Here is a 21,540-nt window from a genome sequence, read left to right as displayed (position 1 = left end):
TGGTACCAATCTGTATCCAAAAGTTAACAGCAAGCTTAAAAAATCGTTTAACCAGATCAAGAATTTCGTCATCAATTACCGATACACTATTAAGCAATTTCACATCACCACACTGGCTTCTGAACAAGGATGAGAAGAAGATGATTAATGTATTTAAAAGCCTAGTGCTTTGCAGTTTTATAGGTCTATTGTCTCAAGCCCACGCTTCAGAGCGCTCCGATCTTGCTTGGCAAAGCGTAGAGCAACAACACGCGATACTCATTGATGTTCGCAGCGAAGGAGAGTTTAGCCAAGGGCACTTGAGTAACGCACATAACATTCCGCACACCGTGATTGCCCAGCAGATCACCGCCATCACCAAAGATAAAAGCCAGCCTATCGTTGTTTATTGCCGTTCGGGTAATCGTTCTGGTTACGCCTTACAAGTATTACAAGCTATGGGTTACCAGCAGGTGGTAAACGGTGGCGGCTTAAAAGAAATGCTCGCCTCAAAAAGCCATTGAACACCCCATACAAAAACGCCGCTACATAATCTGTAACGGCGCTTTAGAGTAATTGCCACTGTCTGTGTTACTTAGCAGCCAATATATCAGCGTCTAGCGCCAGCGGCTCGGCTTGCTCACTGGTTTTAGGATTACGCTTTGCCAGCAAATAGTAAAATAGTGGGGTAAGTAGCAAACCAAAAATAGTAACCCCAATCATGCCAGAGAACACCGCCACTCCCATCGCTTGACGCATCTCTGCCCCTTCACCAGTAGAAAACACCATTGGCACAACCCCCATAATAAAGGCGATAGAGGTCATTAGAATTGGCCGTAAACGTAAGCGTGATGCTTCTAATACCGCTTCCATAACTGTGCGACCTTGGTCTTGTAACTCCTTAGCAAACTCGACAATTAAAATGGCATTCTTCGTAGCCAAGCCTACCAATACAATCAAACCAATTTGAGTGAAGATGTTGTTGTCTCCACCCCAAAGCAATACCCCACTAATGGCCGATAACAAGGTCATAGGAATGATTAAAATAATCGCCATTGGCAAACGCAAGCTCTCGTACTGAGCAGCTAACACCATGAATACCAAAATAATCACCAAGGGATAAATCAGCATTGCAGTATTACCCGACAGCTTTTGTTGATAGGTAAGCTCGGTCCACTCAAAGGTCATACCGATGGGCAAAGTTTCCGCCAAAATCTGCTCAATGGCAGCCTGCGCTTCACCCGAGCTATAACCCGGCGCTGGCCCACCATTGATCTCGGCAGTGGTATAGCCGTTGTAGTGCATCACTCGGTCTGGGCCCGCCACATAAGAGACATCAACAAAGGAGCCTAGCGGGATCATCGCACCATCGGCATTTCTCACCTTAAGTTGGCTAATTTGCTCAGGCGATTGCCTAAAGGACTCATCGGCTTGGATATTCACCTGATAAGTTCTGCCAAACTTATTAAAGTCATTTACATAGGTTGACCCCATGTAAGCTTGCAAGGTAGAAAATACTTCATCTATCGCCACCCCTTGTTGCATGGCTTTGGTTCTATCCAAATCCAAATCAAGCTGCGGCACATTTACTTGGTAACTTGAAAATATGCCGGTAAGAGCTGGCGTAGCCCAAGCCTTCTGCATCACTTGCATGGTGACATTGGCCAACTCTTCATAACCAAGGTTTGCGCGGTCTTGGATCTGCAATCTAAAGCCACCAATAGTGCCTAAACCCTGCACCGGTGGTGGAGGGAAAATCGCAATAAAGGCTTCTTGAATACCAGCAAACTGTTGGTTAAGCGCACCAGCGATGGCATTGGCCGAAAGGCTAGGGTCTTGGCGTTGGTCAAAATCGGCCAAAGGTGTAAACAAAATCGCGCTGTTTGGGCTGTTGGTAAAGCCGTTAATACTTAAGCCAGGAAACGCCACCGCGTGTTCAACCCCAGGTTGCGCCAAGGCAATCTCAGACATTTTTTTCACTACCGCTTCGGTGCGCTCTAACGAGGCAGCATCAGGCAACTGAGCAAACGCCACTAAGTATTGTTTGTCTTGCCCTGGCACATAACCAGTAGGAGTGGTGTCAAATTGATAAGCCGTAAGCCCTAATAAACCCACATAAATAATGCCAACCAAGGCCGACAAGCGAATTGTCTTTTTGATGATGCCACCATATACATTGGCACCTTTATTAAATAAGCGATTAAACGGCGCAAATATAAACCTGCCAAACAAGCTGTCCATAATGCGAGTTAAACGGTCTTTCGGTTCGTCGTGACCTTTTAGCAACAAGGCAGACAAAGCAGGACTCAAGGTTAATGAGTTAATCGCTGAAATAAAGGTAGAAATGGTAATGGTTAAAGCGAACTGCTTGTAAAACTGTCCGGTTAAGCCAGACATAAAAGCAGTAGGAATAAACACTGCCGCCAGTACTAAGGTAGTTGCCACAATTGGCCCCGTCACCTCTTTCATGGCGCGCTGGGTAGCCGCTACCGGGCTTAAACCTTCGGCAATATTTCGCTCTACGTTCTCCACCACCACAATGGCATCATCCACCACAATACCAATCGCTAATACCAAACCAAATAACGACAAGGCATTGAGCGAGAATCCCATAAGGTGCATAAAGGCAAAGGTACCGACTAAAGAAACCGGTACTGCCACTAATGGAATGATAGAAGCGCGCCAAGTTTGTAGGAACAGCACCACCACTAATACCACCAGTAGTACCGCTTCAAACAAGGTTTTAACTACCGCTTCAATAGAGCCACGCACAAACACCGTTGGGTCGTAAACGGTGTCGTAGTTTAGGCCTTCCGGAAAGTTTTGCGCTAACTCGGCCATACGCGCACGTACATCTTCAGAGATCTGGATAGCGTTCGAGCCAGATGCTTGAAACACACCAATAGCAATTGCATCCTTGTTGTCGAGTAACGAGCGTAATGCATAACTGCTAGCACCCAACTCAACCCTAGCAACATCTCGCAAGCGGCTAACTTCGCCTTGCTCGCCCACTTTAATGATGATGTTCTCAAACTCTTCGGTGGTACTTAAACGCCCCTTCACGTTAATCAAAATCTGAAAATCAGACTCACCGCTAGGCTGTGCGCCCAAACTACCGGCAGCGGCTTGCTGGTTTTGCTCTCTAATCGAAGCGATAATTTGATTGGGGTTTAAACCTAGAGCAGCCACTTTGTTAGGGTCTAGCCAAATTCTTAAGCTGTAATCACCCGCACCAAACAAACGCACAGCACCCACACCTTCAATTCGGGCTAGCTCGTCTTTAACGTTAAGTGCCGCATAGTTGGATAGGTACAATAAGTCGTAGCGATCTTCTGGTGAACTAAGGTGAACCACCATAGTGAGATCGGGTGATGACTTTTCGGTCACAATACCTAAGCGCTGCACTTCTAAGGGCAAACGCGGTGTGGCGCGATCAACTCGACTTTGCACCTGCGTTTGAGCTTGGTCGATATCGGTGCCAATGGCAAAAGTAACGGTCAGCGTCATGCGCCCGTCAGAGGTGGCCTGAGAAGACATATACAACATGTCTTCAACACCGTTAATTTCTTGCTCAAGCGGTGAAGCCACGGTTTCGGCAATCACCTTAGGGTTTGCCCCAGGGTAGTTAGCTGTAACTACTACTGTTGGTGGCACCACTTCTGGGTACTCGGTAATGGGTAATTGCCATACGGCAATGGCACCGCCAATAAACATCAGCAGCGATATAACGGCCGCAAAAATCGGCCGTTTAATAAAAAACTGAGAAAACATGGGCGAATCTATCCTTGTTGAACTTACAACTTAGCGTTAAGGCTTAATTGCTGATGTTGTTGGTCAAGTAACTGTTGAGACTCACGCAAGGCAGAAACAACCTCTTCGCTAGCCATCGCGGTGGCAATTGGCGTTACCTGCATTTGCGGCCGTACCCGCTGAATACCGTTAACCACAATTCGCTCTGAACCCGATAAACCTTGGGAAACAATCCGCAAGCCATTAATCCGCTCACCCAACACGACCGGGCGATATTGCACCTGGTTGTTTTCGTCCAATACCAATACAAACTTGTTGTTTAGGTCGGTACCGACTGCTTTGTCATCAATTAATACCGCTTGATAAGAACTACTTCCTGCTATTTGCAAACGGGCAAACATACCTGGCAGTAATTCCCCACTAGGATTACCAAAGCTGGCACGTAAACGGATAGTACCGGTGCCGCTGGCTACGGCATTATCGATAAAGTCTATCTGGCCTAGGTGCTTAAATATTTGCTCATCAGCCAAAGCCATTTGCACTACCGCTACAGTTTCTTGCGCGCCTTGCAGCGGCAATACGTTGCTTAACTCTTGGTATTTCAAAAAGCTTTGCTCATCTACATCAAAGTAGGCATGCATATGCTGGGTAGACACAATACGAGTAAGCTGGCTAGCGCCAAGGTTTACATAGTTACCTTCGGTGATAAGCGCGTTAGACACTCGGCCGCTAATGGGAGCGCGCACCTCGGTAAAGTCTAAATCCAAGCGAGCTCGAGATAAGGCTGCAGTAATCGATGCCACTGCTGCTGCACCCTGCTCTCGCGCCGAAAAGCGATTATCTAAAATTTCATCAGAAATGGCGTTTTGCTTGTTCAAGGCTTGGGCCCGCTTGTACCCTTTTCGCGCCAGTTCTAAGCTACTTTTAGCACTTTGTAGTTCTGCTTCTAGGCGAGCGACTTCGGCAGCAAAAATGCGGCTGTCGATTTTAAACAGCACTTCACCTTTTTCTACCAAGCTACCTTCGTTAAACAGCACTTGTTCGATGTAGCCCGATACTCGCGGCACCACCATCACGGTTTGTGGTGCTTGCAGGCGACCGGTATACACATCGGTTTCGGTAATGCGTTCAAGCAATACTTCGGCTACATCTACACTTGGTGGTGGAGGTGCTTGATTGGTCGCAGCTTCCGGTTTTCCGCAAGCCACTAGGAAAATGCTTAAAGCACTTACTGCGATGAGTTTTGTTAGATCAAAAACTGATGCCATCTTCGTTCCCTCAAGTGATGATAAATTGATATATGGATGATATTTTGTTTTGTACTGGCTGGTATATTAATCACGAAGTATGATCGAGATCAAGATCTTTTTGTACCAAGTGGTATTTAAATATCTAGACAGGTCTGAGTGGCTTAGCTATGATCAGTTTAATGATAAATTGAGGTAGAAAAATGTCCCCCAAGTGCTGTTCTCACATTGGTCGTCCACGCAGCTTTGACGCAAACCAAGCGCTAGAAAAAGCCTTAGAAGTATTTTGGCAAAAAGGCTACGAAGGGGCATCGTTAAATGATTTAACCCAAGCCATGGGTATTAATAAACCCAGCATGTATGCGGCTTTTGGCAATAAAGAACAGTTATTTTTGCAGGCCATAGAGCTTTACGAATCTCGTCCTCAAGCCTATTTCTATCCCGCCCTTGAGCAAGATACCATTTACGACGTTGTGGATTACATGTTGAAAGGTGCAGTGGCTAATTTAAGCGATCCCTCGCAACCGCAAGGCTGTGTGATTGTGCAAGGTGCTCTGTCGTGTAGTGAGTCTGCAAGTACCATTAAACAAGCGTTGCAGGAGCGCCGTGCTCAAGGCAGCATTGCCTTACAACAGCGTTTCGAGCGTGCCAAAGAAGAAAAAGATCTCACCGCCGATGCCGATCCAGAAGCGCTCGCCCACTACTTGGCAACGGTGTTACAAGGTTTAAATGTTCACTCCACCAATGGCGCAACAGAAAAACAATTGCAGCAAGTCGCTTCACTCACTTTAGACACCTTTAAGCGAGTAAGCAGTGCAAAAATAGCCGCCAGCTTGCAAAGCATGAGTAAATAAGGCTCATCACCAATCCAACTAGTTGTTATTGGTTGAAGCTGCGCCGATAACGTCCAGGAGAAACCCCAAAGCTTTTCTTAAAGCGATGCGCAAAAGCAAAACCATCTTGGTAACCTAATTGACTGGCGATAACGTCTATCGACCAGCGGCTTTCGCGCAGCAAATAACTGCCATGCTCCAAACGTAAACGGCTTAGATACTGCTTGGGGCTGCATTTAAACTCTTGCTGAAATAAGCGATAGCAGTGCGCTTCCGATACCGACAAACGTTGCGCCATCTCGGCTACTGTCCATGGATAGTGTAAAGAGGAGCGCAATTGCTGCTCTAGTTTGTGCAATGGGCTTGGCTCGGCATTTTTTAGCGGCTTAAGCAACTGCAATAAATAGCGTTTGATAAGTTGGGTTAAGGCCGATTCTACTAGAGGATCTGCCTTCGCTTTAGTTTCCTCATCCAATAACAACTTCATGCACTTATCAATATTTTGACTAGAGTTAATCTTCAGCACTTTGGCATTTTTGGGAAAGCGATACCAACTAATGTCTGCAGAAAACTGAAACCAATTATGCCGCCAAAAGTGGCTAGCCAAGCTGAGCGAGTAATTAACCCCAGCAGGCAAAATAACTAAGTCGTTTGGTCCCAAGCGCTGACTAAACTCAGAAGTATGTAAACTGCCCGCTCCCGCCATAGAAAACAACAAAGTGTGTTCCTGTGGAGCTTTGCGGCTAACAAAGTACTCACCTCGCAAATACGACACCCCAGATAAGTTAATCTGCAATTTAGTTAACTCTGAAAATCGTTCGGTGGTTAAAAAGCGCTCAACACAGGCGGGGCCTATCTCGAACTTATCTTGCCAATGTTGCTCAGACATAAATGATAGTTTTGAACATATTTTTGATAGCTTCAATTATGTGGAAAGCCCAATATATAAGATAGTATCGCGCCCATAATTATTTATCACCACTTATAACTAGATAGCTTTTATCTGATGCAAGTCACATTTTGAGGTTGTTATGTACGCATCTCCTATTACTTTGAATCGCTCATGGCTAGAGCAGTTCTGGCGCCTAGCTTGGCCAATATCTTTACAAGCAGTATTACTAAGCTTATTAGGCTTAGTAGACGTACTAATGGTTGCCACTTTAGGTGATGCCGAAGTCGCCGCTGTAGGTTATGCCGGTCGCGCATTCTTTGTGGCAATCGTAATCTTAAATGGCTTCTCGACAGCATGCGCCATTTTAAGTGCGCAGCACTGGGGCACTAAAAACTGGACAGCCATTGGCCGCACTGTGGCTTTATCTTTTTATGCTGGACTTATTTTTACCCTGGCAACCTTAGCCTTCATGCTTTTCAGCCCTAGCACCATTATGCAATGGGGCAGCAGCGATGCTCATTTAGTTGCTATTGGCAGCGATTATATTCGCGCAACCGCCTTGATGATTCTGTTCACCTTGCCAGTGATTGTGTTTGAGTCAGCTCTGCGAGCAAGTGGCAATACCAAGCTGCCGCTGTACATTAGTGTTTTTGCTGTTATTGCCAATATCGCGCTTAACCAAGTATTGATTTTTGGTTTTGGCTCGATCCCAGCAATGGGTATTGTTGGCGCAGGTGTTGCGACAGTTATCGCACGTTTACTGCAACTCGTTGTATTGTGGGGCAGCCTTTGGTGGCAAAAACACCCATTACTAAAAGTATGTTTAATTGGTTTTTGGCAGTTTAAACAAGCTGAGCTAATCAAATACGCCAAGCTTGCTGTGCCACTCGTTATAAACTTTAGTATTTGGTCGAGCGGTGTATTTGTATTTGCCACCTTGTATGGTCAATTGGGAACGAACGCATTGGCGGCTATGAGCCTAATTAGCCCAATAGAAGGTATCGCCATCTCGTGTTTTATGGGATTCTCAGCAGCTTGCTCAATAATGGTGGGCAATAAATTGGGGGCTAACCAATTTAATCAAGCTTGGGTAGATGCACGCTTAGCCTTGTTAGTTAGCCCTATTGCCGCCATTGGTATTGGTGTAGCTATTTGGTTATTGAGCTATCCTTTATTGAACTTGTTTGGTGCTTTAGAGTCAGAAACTTTGCAACTTGCCCAACAATTAGTGTTAGTGCTGGCAGCCTCTACTTGGCTACGTATTTTTAACATGGTGCTAATTAACGGTATTTTGCGCAGCGGCGGCGACAATAGCTTTTGCTTAATGTCGGATACATTCTGCCAATGGGGTGTAGGTTTAATGCTTACTTCTATTGCCATTTTTGTGTTCGATGTAAGCTTAATTACCGCCTTCTGTATCGCATTAAGTGAAGAAGTATTTAAAGCTATGTTGTGTTTTTGGCGCATGAACCAGAAAAAATGGCTACGTAACCTAACTACCGAGCCTCTCGCCGAAACCAACTGATTAGACCAGAAAAATGCTGCCATTTTCTGCGAAAACCCTATAATTGTCGAAAATGTCGATGACATAGCACATTTATCTTTGATAAATGTGCTAATCTTAAGAAATCGACAAGTTCTATAATTTAAGCTGGTTTTTCAACGAAAATGACTGATAAATTCTCTATTTTGTTACTCAATGGTCCAAATCTAAACTTATTGGGCAAACGTGAACCTGAAGTCTACGGTCACCAGAGTTTAGACGACATTGTTGAACAGCTACGCCAGCAAGCCAATGACCTGGGCGTAAATCTGCAAGATTTCCAGTCCAATGTCGAAGGCGAACTTATTAATCGCATTCATCAAGCCATGGGCGAGATCGATTTCATCATCATCAACCCTGCGGCTTTTACTCATACCAGCGTAGCGCTGCGCGACGCGCTACTGGGTGTGAACATTCCGTTTATAGAAATTCACCTATCTAACGTGCATGCACGTGAACCCTTCCGTCATCACTCTTACCTTGCCGACAAAGCAGAGGGAGTGATATGTGGTTTAGGTAGTCAAGGATATCAATTTGCTTTAACTGCAGCGCTAAACAAGCTGCAGAAATAGCTATTTAATTAACCTAATACGATAAAGAGAGCCCTTATGGATATTCGCAAGATTAAAAAATTAATCGAATTAGTTGAAGAATCTGGTGTTGCTGAACTAGAAATCACCGAAGGTGAAGAGGCAGTGCGTATCAGCCGTAACTTCAGCGGTGCAGCTCAAGCCGTATACGCTCCAGCGCCTGTTGCAGCACCGGCCCCAGTTGCAGCAGCTCCAGCCGCCGCACCTGCTGCTCCAGCTGCTAGCGAAGTAGCTTCTGGCCACCAATTATTATCGCCAATGGTAGGTACTTTCTACCGCTCTTCATCTCCAGAAGCACAACCATTTGTGCAAGAAGGCCAACAAGTTAACGTAGGTGACACCCTATGTATCATTGAAGCCATGAAGATGATGAACCAAATCGACGCCGACAAATCTGGCGTGATTAAAGCCATTTTGGTTGAAGACGGTGACGCCGTTGAGTTTGATGAACCGCTATTCATCATCGAATAAAGAGGCATTTGTATGCTAGATAAAGTAGTTATTGCTAACCGTGGTGAAATTGCCCTGCGTATTTTACGTGCATGTAAAGAGCTAGGCATTAAAACGGTAGCTGTGCACTCAACAGCCGATCGTGATCTTAAACACGTATTGTTAGCCGACGAATCAATTTGTATTGGTAAGCCTGCGGCAACTGAAAGTTACCTAGACATTCCGCGCATTATTGCTGCTGCCGAAGTTACCGATGCCGTGGCCATTCACCCGGGTTATGGTTTCTTATCTGAAAACGCTGAGTTCTCTGAAATAGTAGAGAAAAGCGGGTTTATCTTTATCGGTCCTAAAGCTGAAACCATCCGCATGATGGGTGATAAAGTTGAAGCGATTAAAGCCATGAAAAAAGCCGGTGTACCTTGTGTACCGGGTTCTGATGGCCCACTGGGCAGCGATGAAAAACAAAATGCGGCCATTGCCAAACGCATTGGCTACCCGATTATCATTAAAGCTGCTGGCGGCGGTGGTGGTCGCGGTATGCGTGTTGTTTACAGTGAAGACGAGCTACATACCTCTATCGATTTAACCCGTACCGAGGCTGGCTCATTCTTTGGTAACGACATCGTATATATGGAGAAATACCTAGAGAATCCTCGCCACGTAGAGGTTCAGGTATTATCAGACGGCCAAGGTGGCGCTATTCACCTAGGTGAACGTGACTGCTCAATGCAACGTCGCCACCAAAAAGTGGTTGAAGAAGCTCCAGCACCAGGTATTACTGAAGACATGCGTCGCAACATTGGTGAACGCTGTACACGTGCATGTATCGAGATTAACTACCGCGGCGCAGGTACCTTTGAGTTCTTGTATGAAAATGGCGAGTTCTACTTCATTGAGATGAACACCCGTATTCAGGTTGAACACCCAGTAACTGAAATGGTTACCGGCATCGACTTGATTAAAGAGCAGTTACGCATTGCTGCTGGACAACCTTTGTCATTTAGCCAAGAGCAAGTGAAGTTAACCGGCCACGCGATTGAGTGTCGTATTAATGCTGAAGATGCGGAAACCTTTATTCCATCTCCAGGTCGCATTAACCGTTTCCACCCACCGGGTGGCATGGGCATTCGTTGGGATTCACATGTATATGCGGGTTACTCAGTTCCACCATACTATGACTCGATGATTGGTAAACTAATTACCTACGGCGAGAACCGTGACATTGCCATAGCGCGCATGAAGAACGCCCTTTCTGAGCTGGTGATCGACGGCATTAAAACCAACGTTCCGCTGCAAGAGAAAATCATGCAAGACGAGAACTTCCAGTTTGGTGGAGCGAATATTCACTACCTAGAGAAAAAACTCGGTATGTAATTCGCGAGCTGTAAAACTATAAAAGGCCTTAAGAATACTTAAGGCCTTTTTTCTTTGTATGGCGAGACTATTTAACCTGAGCTAGGGATAATTAACTGGTTTCTAACAGCTATTTTTACTTATTTCGGTGTTGAAGCCACTTGCAATAGGCTAGCTATTGGCGCGCAGCTTCGCCTTGAACTAAGCAAAACTATCTCGCCAGAAACATGAAACTGGGTTAGGTACAGTCTTGCAAAGCTATCGTCATTTCCTTATCCCGAGTTCAGGTTATTTGAGAACGCGCCACCACGCTTCTGTACCTTGGCTTTGCCCAACAGTGAACACCTCACCTATTTTAGGTGTCACTAGTTGCACATTGGCTTGCTCGCTTAGCTGACTAATTCTCTCAAGCGGTTCATACCAAGAGTGAAAAGCCAAATCAAAGGTGGAGTTATGCACCGGCATTAAGGCCTTCCCTTTTAAATCCAAGTGAGCTTGCAAGGTTTGCTCTGGCGTCATGTGTACTGCTGACCAATCTTTGTCATAAGCGCCGGTTTCCATCATGGTTAAATCAAAGGGGCCATAACGCTCACCAATTTGCTTAAAACCATCGAAGTAACCAGAGTCTCCGCTAAAAAATATTCGCTGCTCCGGCGCATCAATCACATAAGATGCCCAAAGCGTTTGGTTGGCGTCAAATAAGCCACGACCAGAGAAATGCTGTGTTGGCGTGGCTGTCACTGTTAAATCGCCAAAATTGGCCGACTGCCACCAGCGCAAGCGTTGAATTTTTTGGCTATCCACTCCCCAATCTAGCAGGTGTTGATCAACCCCTTCAGGCACCACAAAATGCTGAACCTTGTCTTTTAACAGCTTGATGCTGTGCTTGTCTAAATGGTCGTAGTGATCATGGGAAATAATTACCCCATCAATACTGTCGAACTCACTGAGCTCGAGCGGGGGTTGATGAAAACGCTTCGGGCCAATAAAACTAATAGGAGATGTTCGCTGCGAGAATACCGGATCAATCAACCAGCGTTGCCCAGCCACCTGCATGTAAACACTCGAATGACCAAAGCGAATAACACTGCTTTGATCAGCAGGCAAAGCGTCAAGCTGAGAGGCGCTCAAAGGCATCACCGGAATGCCATTACTTGGCGTGGCATCTACTCGCTGCTCACTCACATAACGCCACAAAATACCCCAAGCCGAGGCATTAGCTGGCGTAGGCTGTGCATTTTGGTACTTACCATTATTAACTTGGGTGGTAAATACCGTGTTGTCAGCCTCTAAGGCTGAAGCGAATGGTGTACTCATTAATCCTCCCAAACAAAAACTAATAACCTTGTTTCGTGTGCTCAACGTGGCGCCCTCTTAAATTACACCGAGGAGTTTACTTCCAAGAAACAACAAAGTAAACCCATTGGTTTACCTTATTTTGAGACGTCAAATGTAAGCAAGTTGTTACAGCAATATCTAGTTGGGCCATGGCTTGAGCCTGCAGTTTCCAAAATTTGTCTTACACTTAAACCATCTTAGTTAGAGCAAAGTTATGCTTTGGGAAGTGATAATTTAGCCAACACCTAGAACGGAATTGAGTGCAATGCCATGATTATTAAACCAATCTATGAAATATTGCCGAGCCTTTACTTGGCTGCCGGCTCAAGCTCGGTAATATGGATAGACTCTACCCTGGGAGTAGCAGGTGGTGTGTTGCTATTTTGCCTTGGCTCGCTTATTTGGGTAATGCGCTCTAACTTTCGACGTTTAGACCAAGCGGAGCATGCTGGTAAACGCTTCAATATTCCTGAATCTTTATACGAATTTATGCCCTTTTTGTTTATTGGCTTGGCTCTCTCCTTAGCATCTACACAGCAATCAATTGCCGCCTACGCCATTGCAGCACTGTGTTTATACCGAGGCTGTTCCTTACTCTACATGCGTCATCGTTACCGTCGGCATACTTGGCAAAAAGTGCCCAGCACAGTGAAAACCAGCAACTAGCTTTATTTACTAATAAACATACAAACAGACAATTTGGCTAACTCTCGTAATTGAGTCTATGCTTAATTATGTTAATGGAAGGTTGCTAGATGTAACAGGGAGGGCTTATGCTGCCACGTGCCATATACGAGATTTTGCCAAGCGGATATTTATCTGCCGGTACTGGGTCAATGCTATTGCTTGAACCTTGGCTAGCTCATGTTGGTGGTGCATTGCTATTTTGTATGGGCGCGCTTATTTGGGTGCTTCGCTCAAACTACCGCCGTTACGATAAGTACAAAAAATCATTTGCCCGCAAAACCAAGGCGATTCCCGAGCCAGTTTACGAATTTATTCCCTTTTTATACCTTGCCTGCAGCGTACTAGTATTAAGTCTTATGTTTAATACACCTGCGCTAATTGTTGCAGCTTTAGCGGGATGTCGTGGTTTAGTTTTATTGTACAAGCGCGCGCAGTATCGCAATCGCGGCTTAAGCCCTGCCAATTAACCAGCAAAAATCTGTTTAAAAAAAGGCTAGCTTATCCCTAGCCTTTTTTGTTTACTCAAGCCAATAAATAGCGGCCTTGGCTTATAAACAAGCTCTCCCATTAGAGACAACAAATGCTAGTTGCGCTCTCTCCGCATTAAGGGATTTCAATTTTTAGATGATAAGCCTTATCTAACGCAGTACACTTGCCGCCTAATCTAGAAGAGGAGCGGACAATGCCTTGGATCCAGCTAAAAATAAACGCCACTAAAGATACTGCCGACGCCATTGGAGACATTTTAATGGAAACCGGCTGCCAAGCCGTGACATTCTTAGACCGCCACGACACGCCTGTATTTGAGCCCTTGTTAGGTGAAACGCCGTTATGGGGAGATACCGATGTGCAGGGCCTATACGATGCCGCTACCGATATGTCGCCTATCCTTAACTTCTTAACCGAAGCGCTTATTCTAGAGGAAGGCAACTACAAACTAGACCAACTAGAAGACAAAGACTGGGAACGCGAATGGATGAAAGACTTTCATCCGATGCAGTTTGGCGAACGCTTGTGGATTTGCCCTAGCTGGACAGACGTACCCGACCCCAGCGCGGTAAACGTAATGCTAGACCCGGGCCTAGCCTTTGGCACAGGCACTCACCCAACCACAGCACTTTGCTTAAAATGGTTAGACCAACTCGACCTTAGCAACAAAACCGTCGTGGACTTTGGCTGTGGCAGCGGCATATTAGCCATTGCCGCGATTAAGTTAGGCGCTAAACGGGTGGTTGGGATAGACATTGACCCACAAGCAATTTTAGCTAGCCGCGACAATGCCGAACGCAATGGCGTGGCCGACAAGCTCGAACTCTACCTACCTAAAGACCAGCCTAAAGATTTCCAAGCAGACATTGTAGTTGCCAATATATTGGCTGGCCCACTTAAAGAGCTCAGCGAAATCATCCTAGCCTATTTAAAGCCGCAAGGTTCAATTGCCCTATCAGGCATTTTAGAAGAACAAAGCGATGAAGTAGTTGCCGCCTATCAAACACAGTGCAATATGGATCCGGTTGTTCTTGATCAAGAATGGTGTCGATTAAGCGGAACAAAGCGCTAAGTTCACCAATAATGTGGCACAAACCCTCTACTAAAGGGTTTGCTGCCATATTCTGTAGCTAAAAATCCAGCTTTTTTTTTGAAAAATGTTCAAAATATAGCCTTTTCAGCGTGCCTAAAAAGTCGTAAACTACGCCGCCCTGAGATTGAGAAGAACGACAGTCATGCAAATAGGCAGTTACAAGCTGGACAATCCGGTGATACTCGCGCCTATGGCTGGAATTACCGATCAACCCTTTCGTCGCTTATGTTGGCGTTTAGGTGCGGGGCTTACGGTTTCGGAGATGGTGTCCAGTAACCCACGGGTTTGGAACAGCCAAAAATCACTAAACCGTATGGTTCACCTAGATGAATGTGGCATACGCAGCGTTCAAATAGCAGGTTCAGATCCAGAATTGATGGCTCTCGCCGCCCAACATAACGTGGCAAATGGCGCGCAAATCATCGATATCAATATGGGTTGTCCCGCTAAAAAGGTAAACAAAAAGTTAGCTGGTTCGGCGCTATTACAGCAACCCGAGTTAGTTAAACAAATTCTTGATGCTGTTGTACAAGCAGTTGATGTACCTGTGACACTTAAGATTCGCACTGGGTGGTCACCAGAACATCGCAATGCTTTGCAAATTGCCAAGCTTGCAGAAGCTGCCGGTATTCAATCTTTAGCCATACATGGTCGGACGCGAGCGTGTATGTATAAAGGTTTAGCCGAGTACGACACCATCAAAGCAGTAAAACAAGAGGTTTCGATACCTATTGTGGCAAATGGTGATATCACCACACCGGAGCAAGCCAAGCATGTTTTGGATTACACCGGCGCGGACGCCATCATGATAGGTCGAGGAGCGCAAGGTAACCCTTGGCTTTTCAGAGAAATTAATCACTTTTTAAGCACCGGGCAGCATTTAGATGCACCCAAAGCCGAAGAAGTGAAGGAAGTAATGCTTCACCACTTAGACAACCTATATTCACATTATGGGGAGTACCAAGGGGTTCGTATCGCTCGCAAACATGTGGGGTGGTACTTGAAGCAATTAGCGGACACGGATGAGTTTCGTAGCCAGTTTAACCAGCTTGAATCAGCCCTGGTACAAACGTCCGCGATTGAACAGTTTTTCGAATAGTTGTGATCATTAATTAATTAAAAAGAGCGTCAAGTATGTTTGATTCAAATACCACCACAAACACACTTTCTACTATGACTAGCAGTGCAACTAGCACTGAAGTGAAAGAACGTCCATTACGCGATTCAGTTGAGCAAGCATTGCGCAACTACTTCGCACAGTTAAATGGCGAAGATGTGTCTGAATTGTACGAATTAGTACTATCTGAAGTTGAAGCTCCGTTGCTTGACGTAGTTATGCAATACACTCGCGGCAACCAAACCCGCGCTTCAATCATGTTAGGTATCAACCGCGGTACTTTACGCAAGAAATTGAAAAAATACGGCATGAACTAAACACCTGTTCATAAGGTATTGATTAAAAAGCCAAAGTGAGTATTCTCACCTTGGCTTTTTGTTTTTTCTAGCTATTAAAATGTATTAGCTTGAGCTTAAATCATTCATTTTCCTGGCAGCTCACTTCCTTAAGCTAAGGTCTATGAGCACTCGAATTTAGATAATCGATTAACTGTTCTGCTGCAAATCTATATCCTTCAGATCCCCAGTGTGTGTCATTCGGCAAGTAAATATCAACAGTTCCACGTTCAACTTCGTCCTGAATCAAACTATCCAATCGAAGCATCGATAACTCAGAGTATTTACCCAATGAGGGAATAAGGCTGAAGTTTGCATATTGCTGATCAGCAAGAACCTTCGAATAAGCTGATAATTTGTCGGGTGCGATCATTAACACAAATCGAGTTTTACCATTTTTCTCGACAGCTTTCTGAATAGCTAATAAATTACAGGCCATAAGTTCAAGATCTTCAGCCTCCAAATATTGCTTGTCGAAGTCGTTTTCATGTATCAGCAGCTTATTTTTCACCTGGCTAGAAAACAGCCCCAGGCGTGTAACCTCAAGAGCAACAGTGTCGCTAACGTTTAGCCCAATCGTTCGGGATAAAGCTTTTAATAGATAATGGCTAGCCTGATCTAAATCTAAGCTAAAGTGATTAACCTCTCTAGCTACAGAATAAGTTGAATAGTGGCGATTATTGTCTAGTTGAATTGTTGGTAACTCTGAGTGAGAAGTTTTCTGTGGGAACTGACAGTCTTTTTGTGAGGAACGTTTATATAAGCTTGCTTCTACACTTTGAAAAACAAATAGCTTTGGTGGTTTTTCCAGAAACAATGGGCTAGATAGCAGTCGACTGGCTCCCCCCTGATTAAAGTGTAGCACTTGTGCGGTAAGCCCAGTAGCTTCAACAAAGTAGTTCACCCAGTTGTTATTAAGGTCGTCCTGTGAAAATGAATCACCTAGCACGACTACGTCACTATAGAATTGGTAGCTTTTCTTATTTTTTTGAAAAAGTGCATCGCGATAAAAATTTTGGGGCTGGTTCCATCCAAAATCATTCTCGCTGAATCCGGCAGTTCGAGTTAAGTTGCCTATGGTCGGTGATTCCAAATATGCACTAGTCGCCACCAATACAATACTGAAAAAACCAATAGACAAAATTACAATACAATTAAAACGATGAAAGCTAGCCATAATCAAAACCGAAAATACAGGAACTCACTAACGTTATTCATATTAAGAATGACATGTAGTGCAAGAATTGAAATCAAAACAGCCCAAACAAAGTTAGCTCGGAATCTAACTTTATCGGCACCGGGAAGTAAACCGACAATCTGCAAGCTATTTGGTAAAACCAATACAGCAAAAGTTAACCCCAATATCCATTTAGTTACAGAAAAATGCTTTCTGAATAGGTCATTGTAAAATAAGCTCCCACTACTATCATAAAATGGGCTAAACCCTAGCATAGATTTCCATATCTGCATTGCTACCTCTAAAGACTCTGCACGAAATACTACCCATGCAAACACTACACATGTAAAAGTAATAAGCCAGCTGATACCTATACTCACCTGTCGTGGTAAATAATAATTTGCTTTAAACCTAGTTAATTGATGCCACTGATGATTAACAACCAACATCACACCGTGCATCCCCCCCCAAATAATGAATGTCCAACCAGCCCCGTGCCACAAACCTCCGAGTAACATAGTTATTAGCAAATTTTGGTATCTTCTGAAGCTTCCTAAGCGATTACCTCCCAAAGGTATATAAACATAGTCTCGTAAGAAACGAGAAAGAGTAATATGCCATCTTCGCCAAAACTCTATAATGTTTAACGATTTATATGGAGAATTAAAGTTAAATGGAAGGGATATACCAAACAGTAAAGCTACACCTATAGCCATATCTGCATAGCCAGAGAAATCAAAATACAGCTGAAATGTATAACTTAAGGCTCCATACCAAGCTTCAATAGGGGCTAATACAACTCCTTGTTCTGCTGCAGTAAATACCTGAGACACATAAACCGACAACTCATCTGCAATCAGCACCTTCTTAGCTAAGCCCAAAATAAACAAACACAATCCGGTAGCAACTTTTTTAGGGTTATATTGGTAGCAACTATCATCCAAAAACTGCGGCATCATTTCTTTGTGGTGAACAATAGGGCCTGCTATAAGCTGAGGGAAAAACGTCACGAATAAGCAGTATTGAAGAAAATTATACTCTCTTGTCTCTTCACGATAAGCATCTATAAGGTAGGCGACTTGCTGAAAAGTGAAAAAAGAAATAGCCAAAGGAAGAACAATCGATTCTAAATGAATATTGCCTGAAATAACGAGGTTGAAGTTATCTACAAAAAAATTGGCATACTTATAATAAGCCAATAAAGCTAGGTTCAAAGTTATTCCAAAAACCAGAATCAGCTTTCTATTCGAATGGCCACTTGCACGATGATTAAGCTGCACCCCTATTGCGTAATTGAACAACATAGACCCCATAATGAGTCCCAAATACGCTGGGTTCCACCATCCGTAAAAAAATAAAGATGCCCCCACCAACCAAGAAACAGCAACCCGATGATGCCCTCGGTTTCCAATCCAAAAATACACTAAGCATACAATGGGTAAAAATAGGAAAACAAAAGCGTAAGAATTAAATAGCATTAAATTGTAGACGCCACCGACAAAGTTTTTTTTATTCTAGCTTGAGAACGCTTCAAGATCTTTACTTTACATTTTTTAGATAAATACTGAAGAGCAATACGCTAAACATCAAAACCCATCAAAGCAAGCGCTTAAGTTACACTTCTACAAATTAAGACGCTGATTTAAATGCTATTATTTTTACAGAGATCGCCGATAACTCCGTTAAAGCGAACAAAAAAGCCCAGTAGACCTTAGCGATTTACTGGGCACAAATTTGGAAAGGACTGCCAATACATCAGACAAAATGTATTGGCACTTTGTGTTTAGCCGAGCATCTTACGTGCGGCTTCAACAACAATGTTTACTGCTTGGTGTTCGGTGTTTTTCATCAGGCTTTCGTCTGGGATCTCTTGCTGGGTTCTATTCACAATTACACCTGCTACACAGCCTGCTTTTAAGCCTTGCGAGGCACACATGGTAAATAAAGTGGCGCTTTCCATTTCAAAGTTAAGTACGCCCATGGCTTGCCATTCTTCCATTGAACCTTGGAAGGCTTTAACTACGCGGCCAGACACCGTGTCGTAACGCTCTTGGCCTGGGTAAAAGGTATCGCTAGAAGCAGTTACACCCACATGGCAGGTTGCCTTGGCGTCTAATGCCGCACTGTTTAAAGCTTGCATACAAGAAAAGTCGGCAACCGCAGGAAACTGCATGGGAGCAAAGTGGCTGCTGGCGCCGTCTAAGCGAACCGAAGCGGTAGTTACAATTACATCACCCACATTAATATGTGGCTGGATAGCGCCGGTAGTTCCTACCCGCAAGAAGGTGCGAATACCTAGTTGTGCCAACTCTTCAACCGCAATTGAAGTAGACGGCCCGCCAATGCCGGTTGAACATACAACAACGGGTGTACCGCCCAATTTACCTAGGTAAGAGGTAAATTCACGCTGCGAGGCTAAAAACTCCGGTTCTTCTAATAACGAGGCAATACGTTCTACGCGCTGCGGGTCGCCAGGAATAATGGCTAAAGTTGCGCCTTTTAGCATCTCTGGGTTTAAGCCAAGATGAAATACACTCGCTTGCTGGTTCATGTTTACCTACTTAATGTCGTCCAATGATTGATGAGCAGAGCATAGGACGAGAACTGAGCAATAAGTGTGAAACATCTCGCATTTGAAGCGAACTTAGCAGCAAATAGCCTAATAGTTACTGCTTGTGTTGATCAAAACGTCTGCTCAAAAAAACATTAAATTTATCAATAATCGAACTTTTCTTGGCCGCTGTGTTCTACAATAGCCTGAAATAGTTTTTGTGCTTACTTGAGGTAACAACCATGAATAAACAGCTACTTATTGGCTTAACTTTAACCCTAGGTTTAGCCGGCTGTGCCAGTAAACAATCGGAGCCAAGCATGGACTTAGCAGATAGCCGTTGGTATATGACGGGTGATTTCTACAACATTGCAGATATTAAGCTGCCAGCATTTACCTTAGAAGAAAATGAAAATGGCTTTAAAATTTCTGGCACCACAGGCTGCAATAACTTTTTTGGCCAGGCAGAGTGGGATGGAAAGCAACTCAACGTTACCCAACCAATAGGCATGACCCGCATGTTGTGTGACGATATGGCAAACAAAATTGAAATGGAATTTGTTCAAGCGCTAGAAAAGCCTTTAGTGAGTGATGGTGAGAATTTACGCCTAAACAACGGTGCAATGTTTAAGCGCGTACCAAAAAGCTAAGTCTTTAGTTTTATACGGTAGCGCTAAACCAGCGCTGCCGTGCATCTTTAATCCCCGCAACAGCCATCAATGCTGCAATCACAGCACTACTACTCAAGACCCACCAGCTAGTAACTAATTGATGCTCTTGCCACTCCACCGGATTTACTTGCCACTGCCATTGAGCAATTGCCCAGTCTAATCCCCAACCAAATGCCATAGCGCTAGCAACCACCCCAACTAAATAAGCGACCAATGCTCGCATGCCCATTTCTTGGCGAACCAACATTAGTGTTGCGATGTTAGTGGCTGGGCCAGCCAACATAAATACCAAAGCAGCTCCTGGAGATATACCCGCAATAATTAAACCTGCAGCAATGGGGGTTGAAGCAGTGGCACAAATGTACATGGGGATCCCCACCAATACCATTACCACCATGGTGATCCATCCTTGCCCCCATCGAGTCATAAAACTTTCGGGTAAGTAAGTTTGAATGAGTGCCGCAAAGACTAAGCCCAACACTAGCCACAAGTAGCTATCTTCCACTAACTCTACAAAACTATGCAGCCATTGCTTGGTATTAACTTTTGCCCTGCTCTGCGCTGGCGAAGGCTTGGCTTCACTGGCACAGCTGCTTTTGCCACTACAACAGCTTTTAACTTCAGTAGCGCTGGCTGGCTCGTCCTCGCCTTTGCCAACCAATAAGCCGGCTACAATAGCACTTACTATTGCCGCGATTGGCCTCACAACCGCCATTACCGGCCCTAGCAGGGCATAAGATACGGCTACTGAGTCTACTCCAGTTTCTGGGGTAGCAATTAAAAATGAGGTAGTGGCACTTTTAGACGCGCCAGCGCGGCGCAATCCCATTGCCGCGGGAATAACCCCACAAGAACACAAAGGCAGCGGCGCACCAATAAATGCGGCTTTAACTGTGGTGCTGGCTTTGCTGTTACCCAAGTGCTTGGCTAACCAACGGCTAGGTAAGCCTAACTTAAGGCTAGCTGCAATCACAAAGCCCAAAAACAACCATGGGGCTGCGCTTAAGAAAAGGTTTATAAAGTTATTCAATAGCATCATCTAAGGCCTTTAGTATTGAACAGGAACGTGCACTTTCTTCTCCGCCACAGCAGGCATCGTGAAGAGTTTTAAGGGTTGTTTCAAAGGCTTTTAGCTCTGCTAGTTGCTGCTGCACCTTAGCCAGTTTTTGCCCTACAACATTGCTTACATCATTACAGCTGGCAGTTTCTGCATGCTCTCGCAGAGTAAGTAGCTCCAATATATCTTTAATTGATAAACCGGCTTGTTTAGCGCGCTGAATAAACCTCAAACGCGCTAAATCTTGCTTGCTGTACATGCGGTATAGGTTCTCGCCACGGGCAGTCGGCACCAACAAACCTTTGCGTTCGTAAAAGCGCAAGGTTTCCACCGTTAAACCACTTAGCTTTGCTAGCTCACCAATCTTGTACATAGCCATCCTCCATTT

General features: G+C 44.7%; 21 protein-coding genes. 12 read left to right on the top strand and 9 right to left on the bottom strand.

The window, feature by feature from the left end:
- Window positions 1-140: 140 nt before the first annotated feature.
- A complete protein-coding gene (locus tag OAG1_RS02450) occupies window positions 141-503 on the top strand; it encodes a rhodanese-like domain-containing protein (RefSeq protein ID WP_152785689.1) in 363 nt (120 codons plus the stop codon).
- Between the two features lie 67 nt (window positions 504-570).
- Here OAG1_RS02450 and OAG1_RS02445 read toward each other — a convergent pair whose 3' ends face one another.
- Window positions 571-3,750, bottom strand: a complete 3,180-nt coding sequence (locus OAG1_RS02445) for a multidrug efflux RND transporter permease subunit (RefSeq protein WP_338623644.1) — start codon at window positions 3,748-3,750, stop codon at window positions 571-573.
- A gap of 23 nt (window positions 3,751-3,773) precedes the next feature.
- Window positions 3,774-4,997: an efflux RND transporter periplasmic adaptor subunit gene (locus tag OAG1_RS02440; RefSeq protein ID WP_016402060.1), complete on the bottom strand. Its 1,224-nt coding sequence runs from the start codon at window positions 4,995-4,997 to the stop codon at window positions 3,774-3,776.
- 182 nt (window positions 4,998-5,179) lie between these two features.
- On the opposite strand from OAG1_RS02440, the gene OAG1_RS02435 reads away from it, so the two are divergent.
- Complete coding sequence (locus OAG1_RS02435) at window positions 5,180-5,830, top strand: TetR/AcrR family transcriptional regulator (protein ID WP_152785693.1); 651 nt, start codon at window positions 5,180-5,182, stop codon at window positions 5,828-5,830.
- 25 nt (window positions 5,831-5,855) lie between these two features.
- On the opposite strand, the gene OAG1_RS02430 is transcribed toward OAG1_RS02435, so the two are convergent.
- Entirely contained in the window at window positions 5,856-6,698 is an 843-nt protein-coding gene (locus tag OAG1_RS02430; RefSeq protein WP_338623640.1) for an AraC family transcriptional regulator, read from the bottom strand.
- Between the two features lie 142 nt (window positions 6,699-6,840).
- Here OAG1_RS02430 and OAG1_RS02425 point away from each other — a divergent pair, with 142 nt between their 5' ends.
- From OAG1_RS02425 to accC, 4 genes are all read left to right on the top strand, one after another.
- Entirely contained in the window at window positions 6,841-8,226 is a 1,386-nt protein-coding gene (locus tag OAG1_RS02425; RefSeq protein WP_338623637.1) for an MATE family efflux transporter, read from the top strand.
- Between the two features lie 143 nt (window positions 8,227-8,369).
- On the top strand, window positions 8,370-8,816 hold the full coding sequence (aroQ, locus tag OAG1_RS02420) for a type II 3-dehydroquinate dehydratase (RefSeq protein ID WP_152785699.1): 447 nt from the start codon (window positions 8,370-8,372) through the stop codon (window positions 8,814-8,816).
- A 36-nt stretch (window positions 8,817-8,852) separates the two neighbouring features.
- The gene (gene accB / locus OAG1_RS02415) at window positions 8,853-9,305 is read left to right on the top strand and encodes an acetyl-CoA carboxylase biotin carboxyl carrier protein (protein WP_016402065.1); all 453 of its coding nucleotides are present in this window, start codon (window positions 8,853-8,855) and stop codon (window positions 9,303-9,305) included.
- Window positions 9,306-9,317: 12 nt separating this feature from the next.
- Window positions 9,318-10,658 carry an acetyl-CoA carboxylase biotin carboxylase subunit gene (accC, locus tag OAG1_RS02410; protein WP_016402066.1) on the top strand — a complete coding sequence of 447 codons (1,341 nt, stop codon included), beginning with the start codon at window positions 9,318-9,320 and terminating at the stop codon, window positions 10,656-10,658.
- Between the two features lie 267 nt (window positions 10,659-10,925).
- On the opposite strand, the gene OAG1_RS02405 is transcribed toward accC, so the two are convergent.
- The gene (locus OAG1_RS02405; protein ID WP_338623633.1) at window positions 10,926-11,954 is read right to left on the bottom strand and encodes an MBL fold metallo-hydrolase; all 1,029 of its coding nucleotides are present in this window, start codon (window positions 11,952-11,954) and stop codon (window positions 10,926-10,928) included.
- 291 nt (window positions 11,955-12,245) lie between these two features.
- On the opposite strand from OAG1_RS02405, the gene OAG1_RS02400 reads away from it, so the two are divergent.
- The 5 genes from OAG1_RS02400 (at window position 12,246) to fis (ending at window position 15,678) form a co-directional block, all read left to right on the top strand.
- On the top strand, window positions 12,246-12,641 hold the full coding sequence (locus tag OAG1_RS02400; protein WP_338623631.1) for a hypothetical protein: 396 nt from the start codon (window positions 12,246-12,248) through the stop codon (window positions 12,639-12,641).
- Between the two features lie 107 nt (window positions 12,642-12,748).
- Window positions 12,749-13,129, top strand: coding sequence for a hypothetical protein (locus OAG1_RS02395; protein ID WP_338623629.1), 381 nt, complete (start codon window positions 12,749-12,751; stop codon window positions 13,127-13,129).
- A 215-nt stretch (window positions 13,130-13,344) separates the two neighbouring features.
- Complete coding sequence (prmA, locus tag OAG1_RS02390) at window positions 13,345-14,223, top strand: 50S ribosomal protein L11 methyltransferase (RefSeq protein ID WP_338623627.1); 879 nt, start codon at window positions 13,345-13,347, stop codon at window positions 14,221-14,223.
- Between the two features lie 163 nt (window positions 14,224-14,386).
- Complete coding sequence (dusB, locus tag OAG1_RS02385) at window positions 14,387-15,343, top strand: tRNA dihydrouridine synthase DusB (RefSeq protein WP_016402071.1); 957 nt, start codon at window positions 14,387-14,389, stop codon at window positions 15,341-15,343.
- Between the two features lie 35 nt (window positions 15,344-15,378).
- Window positions 15,379-15,678 (top strand): DNA-binding transcriptional regulator Fis, encoded by a 300-nt coding sequence (gene fis / locus OAG1_RS02380; RefSeq protein WP_016402072.1) that lies wholly within the window; start codon window positions 15,379-15,381, stop codon window positions 15,676-15,678.
- Between the two features lie 133 nt (window positions 15,679-15,811).
- Here the strand turns inward: fis and OAG1_RS02375 are convergent, their stop codons facing one another.
- The 3 genes from OAG1_RS02375 to udp all read right to left on the bottom strand — a co-directional run bounded on the left by OAG1_RS02375 (window position 15,812) and on the right by udp (window position 19,424).
- The gene (locus tag OAG1_RS02375) at window positions 15,812-16,873 is read right to left on the bottom strand and encodes a hypothetical protein (protein WP_338623624.1); all 1,062 of its coding nucleotides are present in this window, start codon (window positions 16,871-16,873) and stop codon (window positions 15,812-15,814) included.
- 2 nt (window positions 16,874-16,875) lie between these two features.
- Window positions 16,876-18,351 (bottom strand): MBOAT family protein, encoded by a 1,476-nt coding sequence (locus tag OAG1_RS02370; RefSeq protein WP_338623622.1) that lies wholly within the window; start codon window positions 18,349-18,351, stop codon window positions 16,876-16,878.
- A gap of 305 nt (window positions 18,352-18,656) precedes the next feature.
- Window positions 18,657-19,424 (bottom strand): uridine phosphorylase, encoded by a 768-nt coding sequence (gene udp, locus OAG1_RS02365; RefSeq protein ID WP_338623620.1) that lies wholly within the window; start codon window positions 19,422-19,424, stop codon window positions 18,657-18,659.
- A gap of 242 nt (window positions 19,425-19,666) precedes the next feature.
- On the opposite strand from udp, the gene OAG1_RS02360 reads away from it, so the two are divergent.
- Window positions 19,667-20,074 carry an META domain-containing protein gene (locus OAG1_RS02360; RefSeq protein ID WP_016402076.1) on the top strand — a complete coding sequence of 136 codons (408 nt, stop codon included), beginning with the start codon at window positions 19,667-19,669 and terminating at the stop codon, window positions 20,072-20,074.
- 10 nt (window positions 20,075-20,084) lie between these two features.
- Here the strand turns inward: OAG1_RS02360 and OAG1_RS02355 are convergent, their stop codons facing one another.
- Entirely contained in the window at window positions 20,085-21,134 is a 1,050-nt protein-coding gene (locus OAG1_RS02355; RefSeq protein ID WP_338623617.1) for an SO_0444 family Cu/Zn efflux transporter, read from the bottom strand.
- Window positions 21,118-21,525 (bottom strand): Zn(2+)-responsive transcriptional regulator, encoded by a 408-nt coding sequence (gene zntR, locus OAG1_RS02350; protein ID WP_016402078.1) that lies wholly within the window; start codon window positions 21,523-21,525, stop codon window positions 21,118-21,120. Before zntR ends, OAG1_RS02355 begins: the two co-directional genes overlap by 17 nt.
- Window positions 21,526-21,540 lie beyond the last annotated feature (15 nt).

Source organism: Agarivorans sp. OAG1, from assembly GCF_037076485.1.
Lineage (GTDB): Bacteria > Pseudomonadota > Gammaproteobacteria > Enterobacterales > Celerinatantimonadaceae > Agarivorans > Agarivorans albus.
Note: the sequence above shows the minus strand (reverse complement) of the source record. Positions and strands in the feature narration are given on the sequence as shown.

Coding starts and splice junctions, on each gene's coding strand:
- OAG1_RS02450 (WP_152785689.1), top strand. CDS start 141: ATGATTAATGTATTTAAAAGCCTAGTGCTTTGCAGTTTTATAGGTCTA.
- OAG1_RS02445 (WP_338623644.1), bottom strand. CDS start 3,750: ATGTTTTCTCAGTTTTTTATTAAACGGCCGATTTTTGCGGCCGTTATA.
- OAG1_RS02440 (WP_016402060.1), bottom strand. CDS start 4,997: ATGGCATCAGTTTTTGATCTAACAAAACTCATCGCAGTAAGTGCTTTA.
- OAG1_RS02435 (WP_152785693.1), top strand. CDS start 5,180: ATGTCCCCCAAGTGCTGTTCTCACATTGGTCGTCCACGCAGCTTTGAC.
- OAG1_RS02430 (WP_338623640.1), bottom strand. CDS start 6,698: ATGTCTGAGCAACATTGGCAAGATAAGTTCGAGATAGGCCCCGCCTGT.
- OAG1_RS02425 (WP_338623637.1), top strand. CDS start 6,841: ATGTACGCATCTCCTATTACTTTGAATCGCTCATGGCTAGAGCAGTTC.
- aroQ (WP_152785699.1), top strand. CDS start 8,370: ATGACTGATAAATTCTCTATTTTGTTACTCAATGGTCCAAATCTAAAC.
- accB (WP_016402065.1), top strand. CDS start 8,853: ATGGATATTCGCAAGATTAAAAAATTAATCGAATTAGTTGAAGAATCT.
- accC (WP_016402066.1), top strand. CDS start 9,318: ATGCTAGATAAAGTAGTTATTGCTAACCGTGGTGAAATTGCCCTGCGT.
- OAG1_RS02405 (WP_338623633.1), bottom strand. CDS start 11,954: ATGAGTACACCATTCGCTTCAGCCTTAGAGGCTGACAACACGGTATTT.
- OAG1_RS02400 (WP_338623631.1), top strand. CDS start 12,246: ATGATTATTAAACCAATCTATGAAATATTGCCGAGCCTTTACTTGGCT.
- OAG1_RS02395 (WP_338623629.1), top strand. CDS start 12,749: ATGCTGCCACGTGCCATATACGAGATTTTGCCAAGCGGATATTTATCT.
- prmA (WP_338623627.1), top strand. CDS start 13,345: ATGCCTTGGATCCAGCTAAAAATAAACGCCACTAAAGATACTGCCGAC.
- dusB (WP_016402071.1), top strand. CDS start 14,387: ATGCAAATAGGCAGTTACAAGCTGGACAATCCGGTGATACTCGCGCCT.
- fis (WP_016402072.1), top strand. CDS start 15,379: ATGTTTGATTCAAATACCACCACAAACACACTTTCTACTATGACTAGC.
- OAG1_RS02375 (WP_338623624.1), bottom strand. CDS start 16,873: ATGGCTAGCTTTCATCGTTTTAATTGTATTGTAATTTTGTCTATTGGT.
- OAG1_RS02370 (WP_338623622.1), bottom strand. CDS start 18,351: ATGCTATTTAATTCTTACGCTTTTGTTTTCCTATTTTTACCCATTGTA.
- udp (WP_338623620.1), bottom strand. CDS start 19,424: ATGAACCAGCAAGCGAGTGTATTTCATCTTGGCTTAAACCCAGAGATG.
- OAG1_RS02360 (WP_016402076.1), top strand. CDS start 19,667: ATGAATAAACAGCTACTTATTGGCTTAACTTTAACCCTAGGTTTAGCC.
- OAG1_RS02355 (WP_338623617.1), bottom strand. CDS start 21,134: ATGATGCTATTGAATAACTTTATAAACCTTTTCTTAAGCGCAGCCCCA.
- zntR (WP_016402078.1), bottom strand. CDS start 21,525: ATGTACAAGATTGGTGAGCTAGCAAAGCTAAGTGGTTTAACGGTGGAA.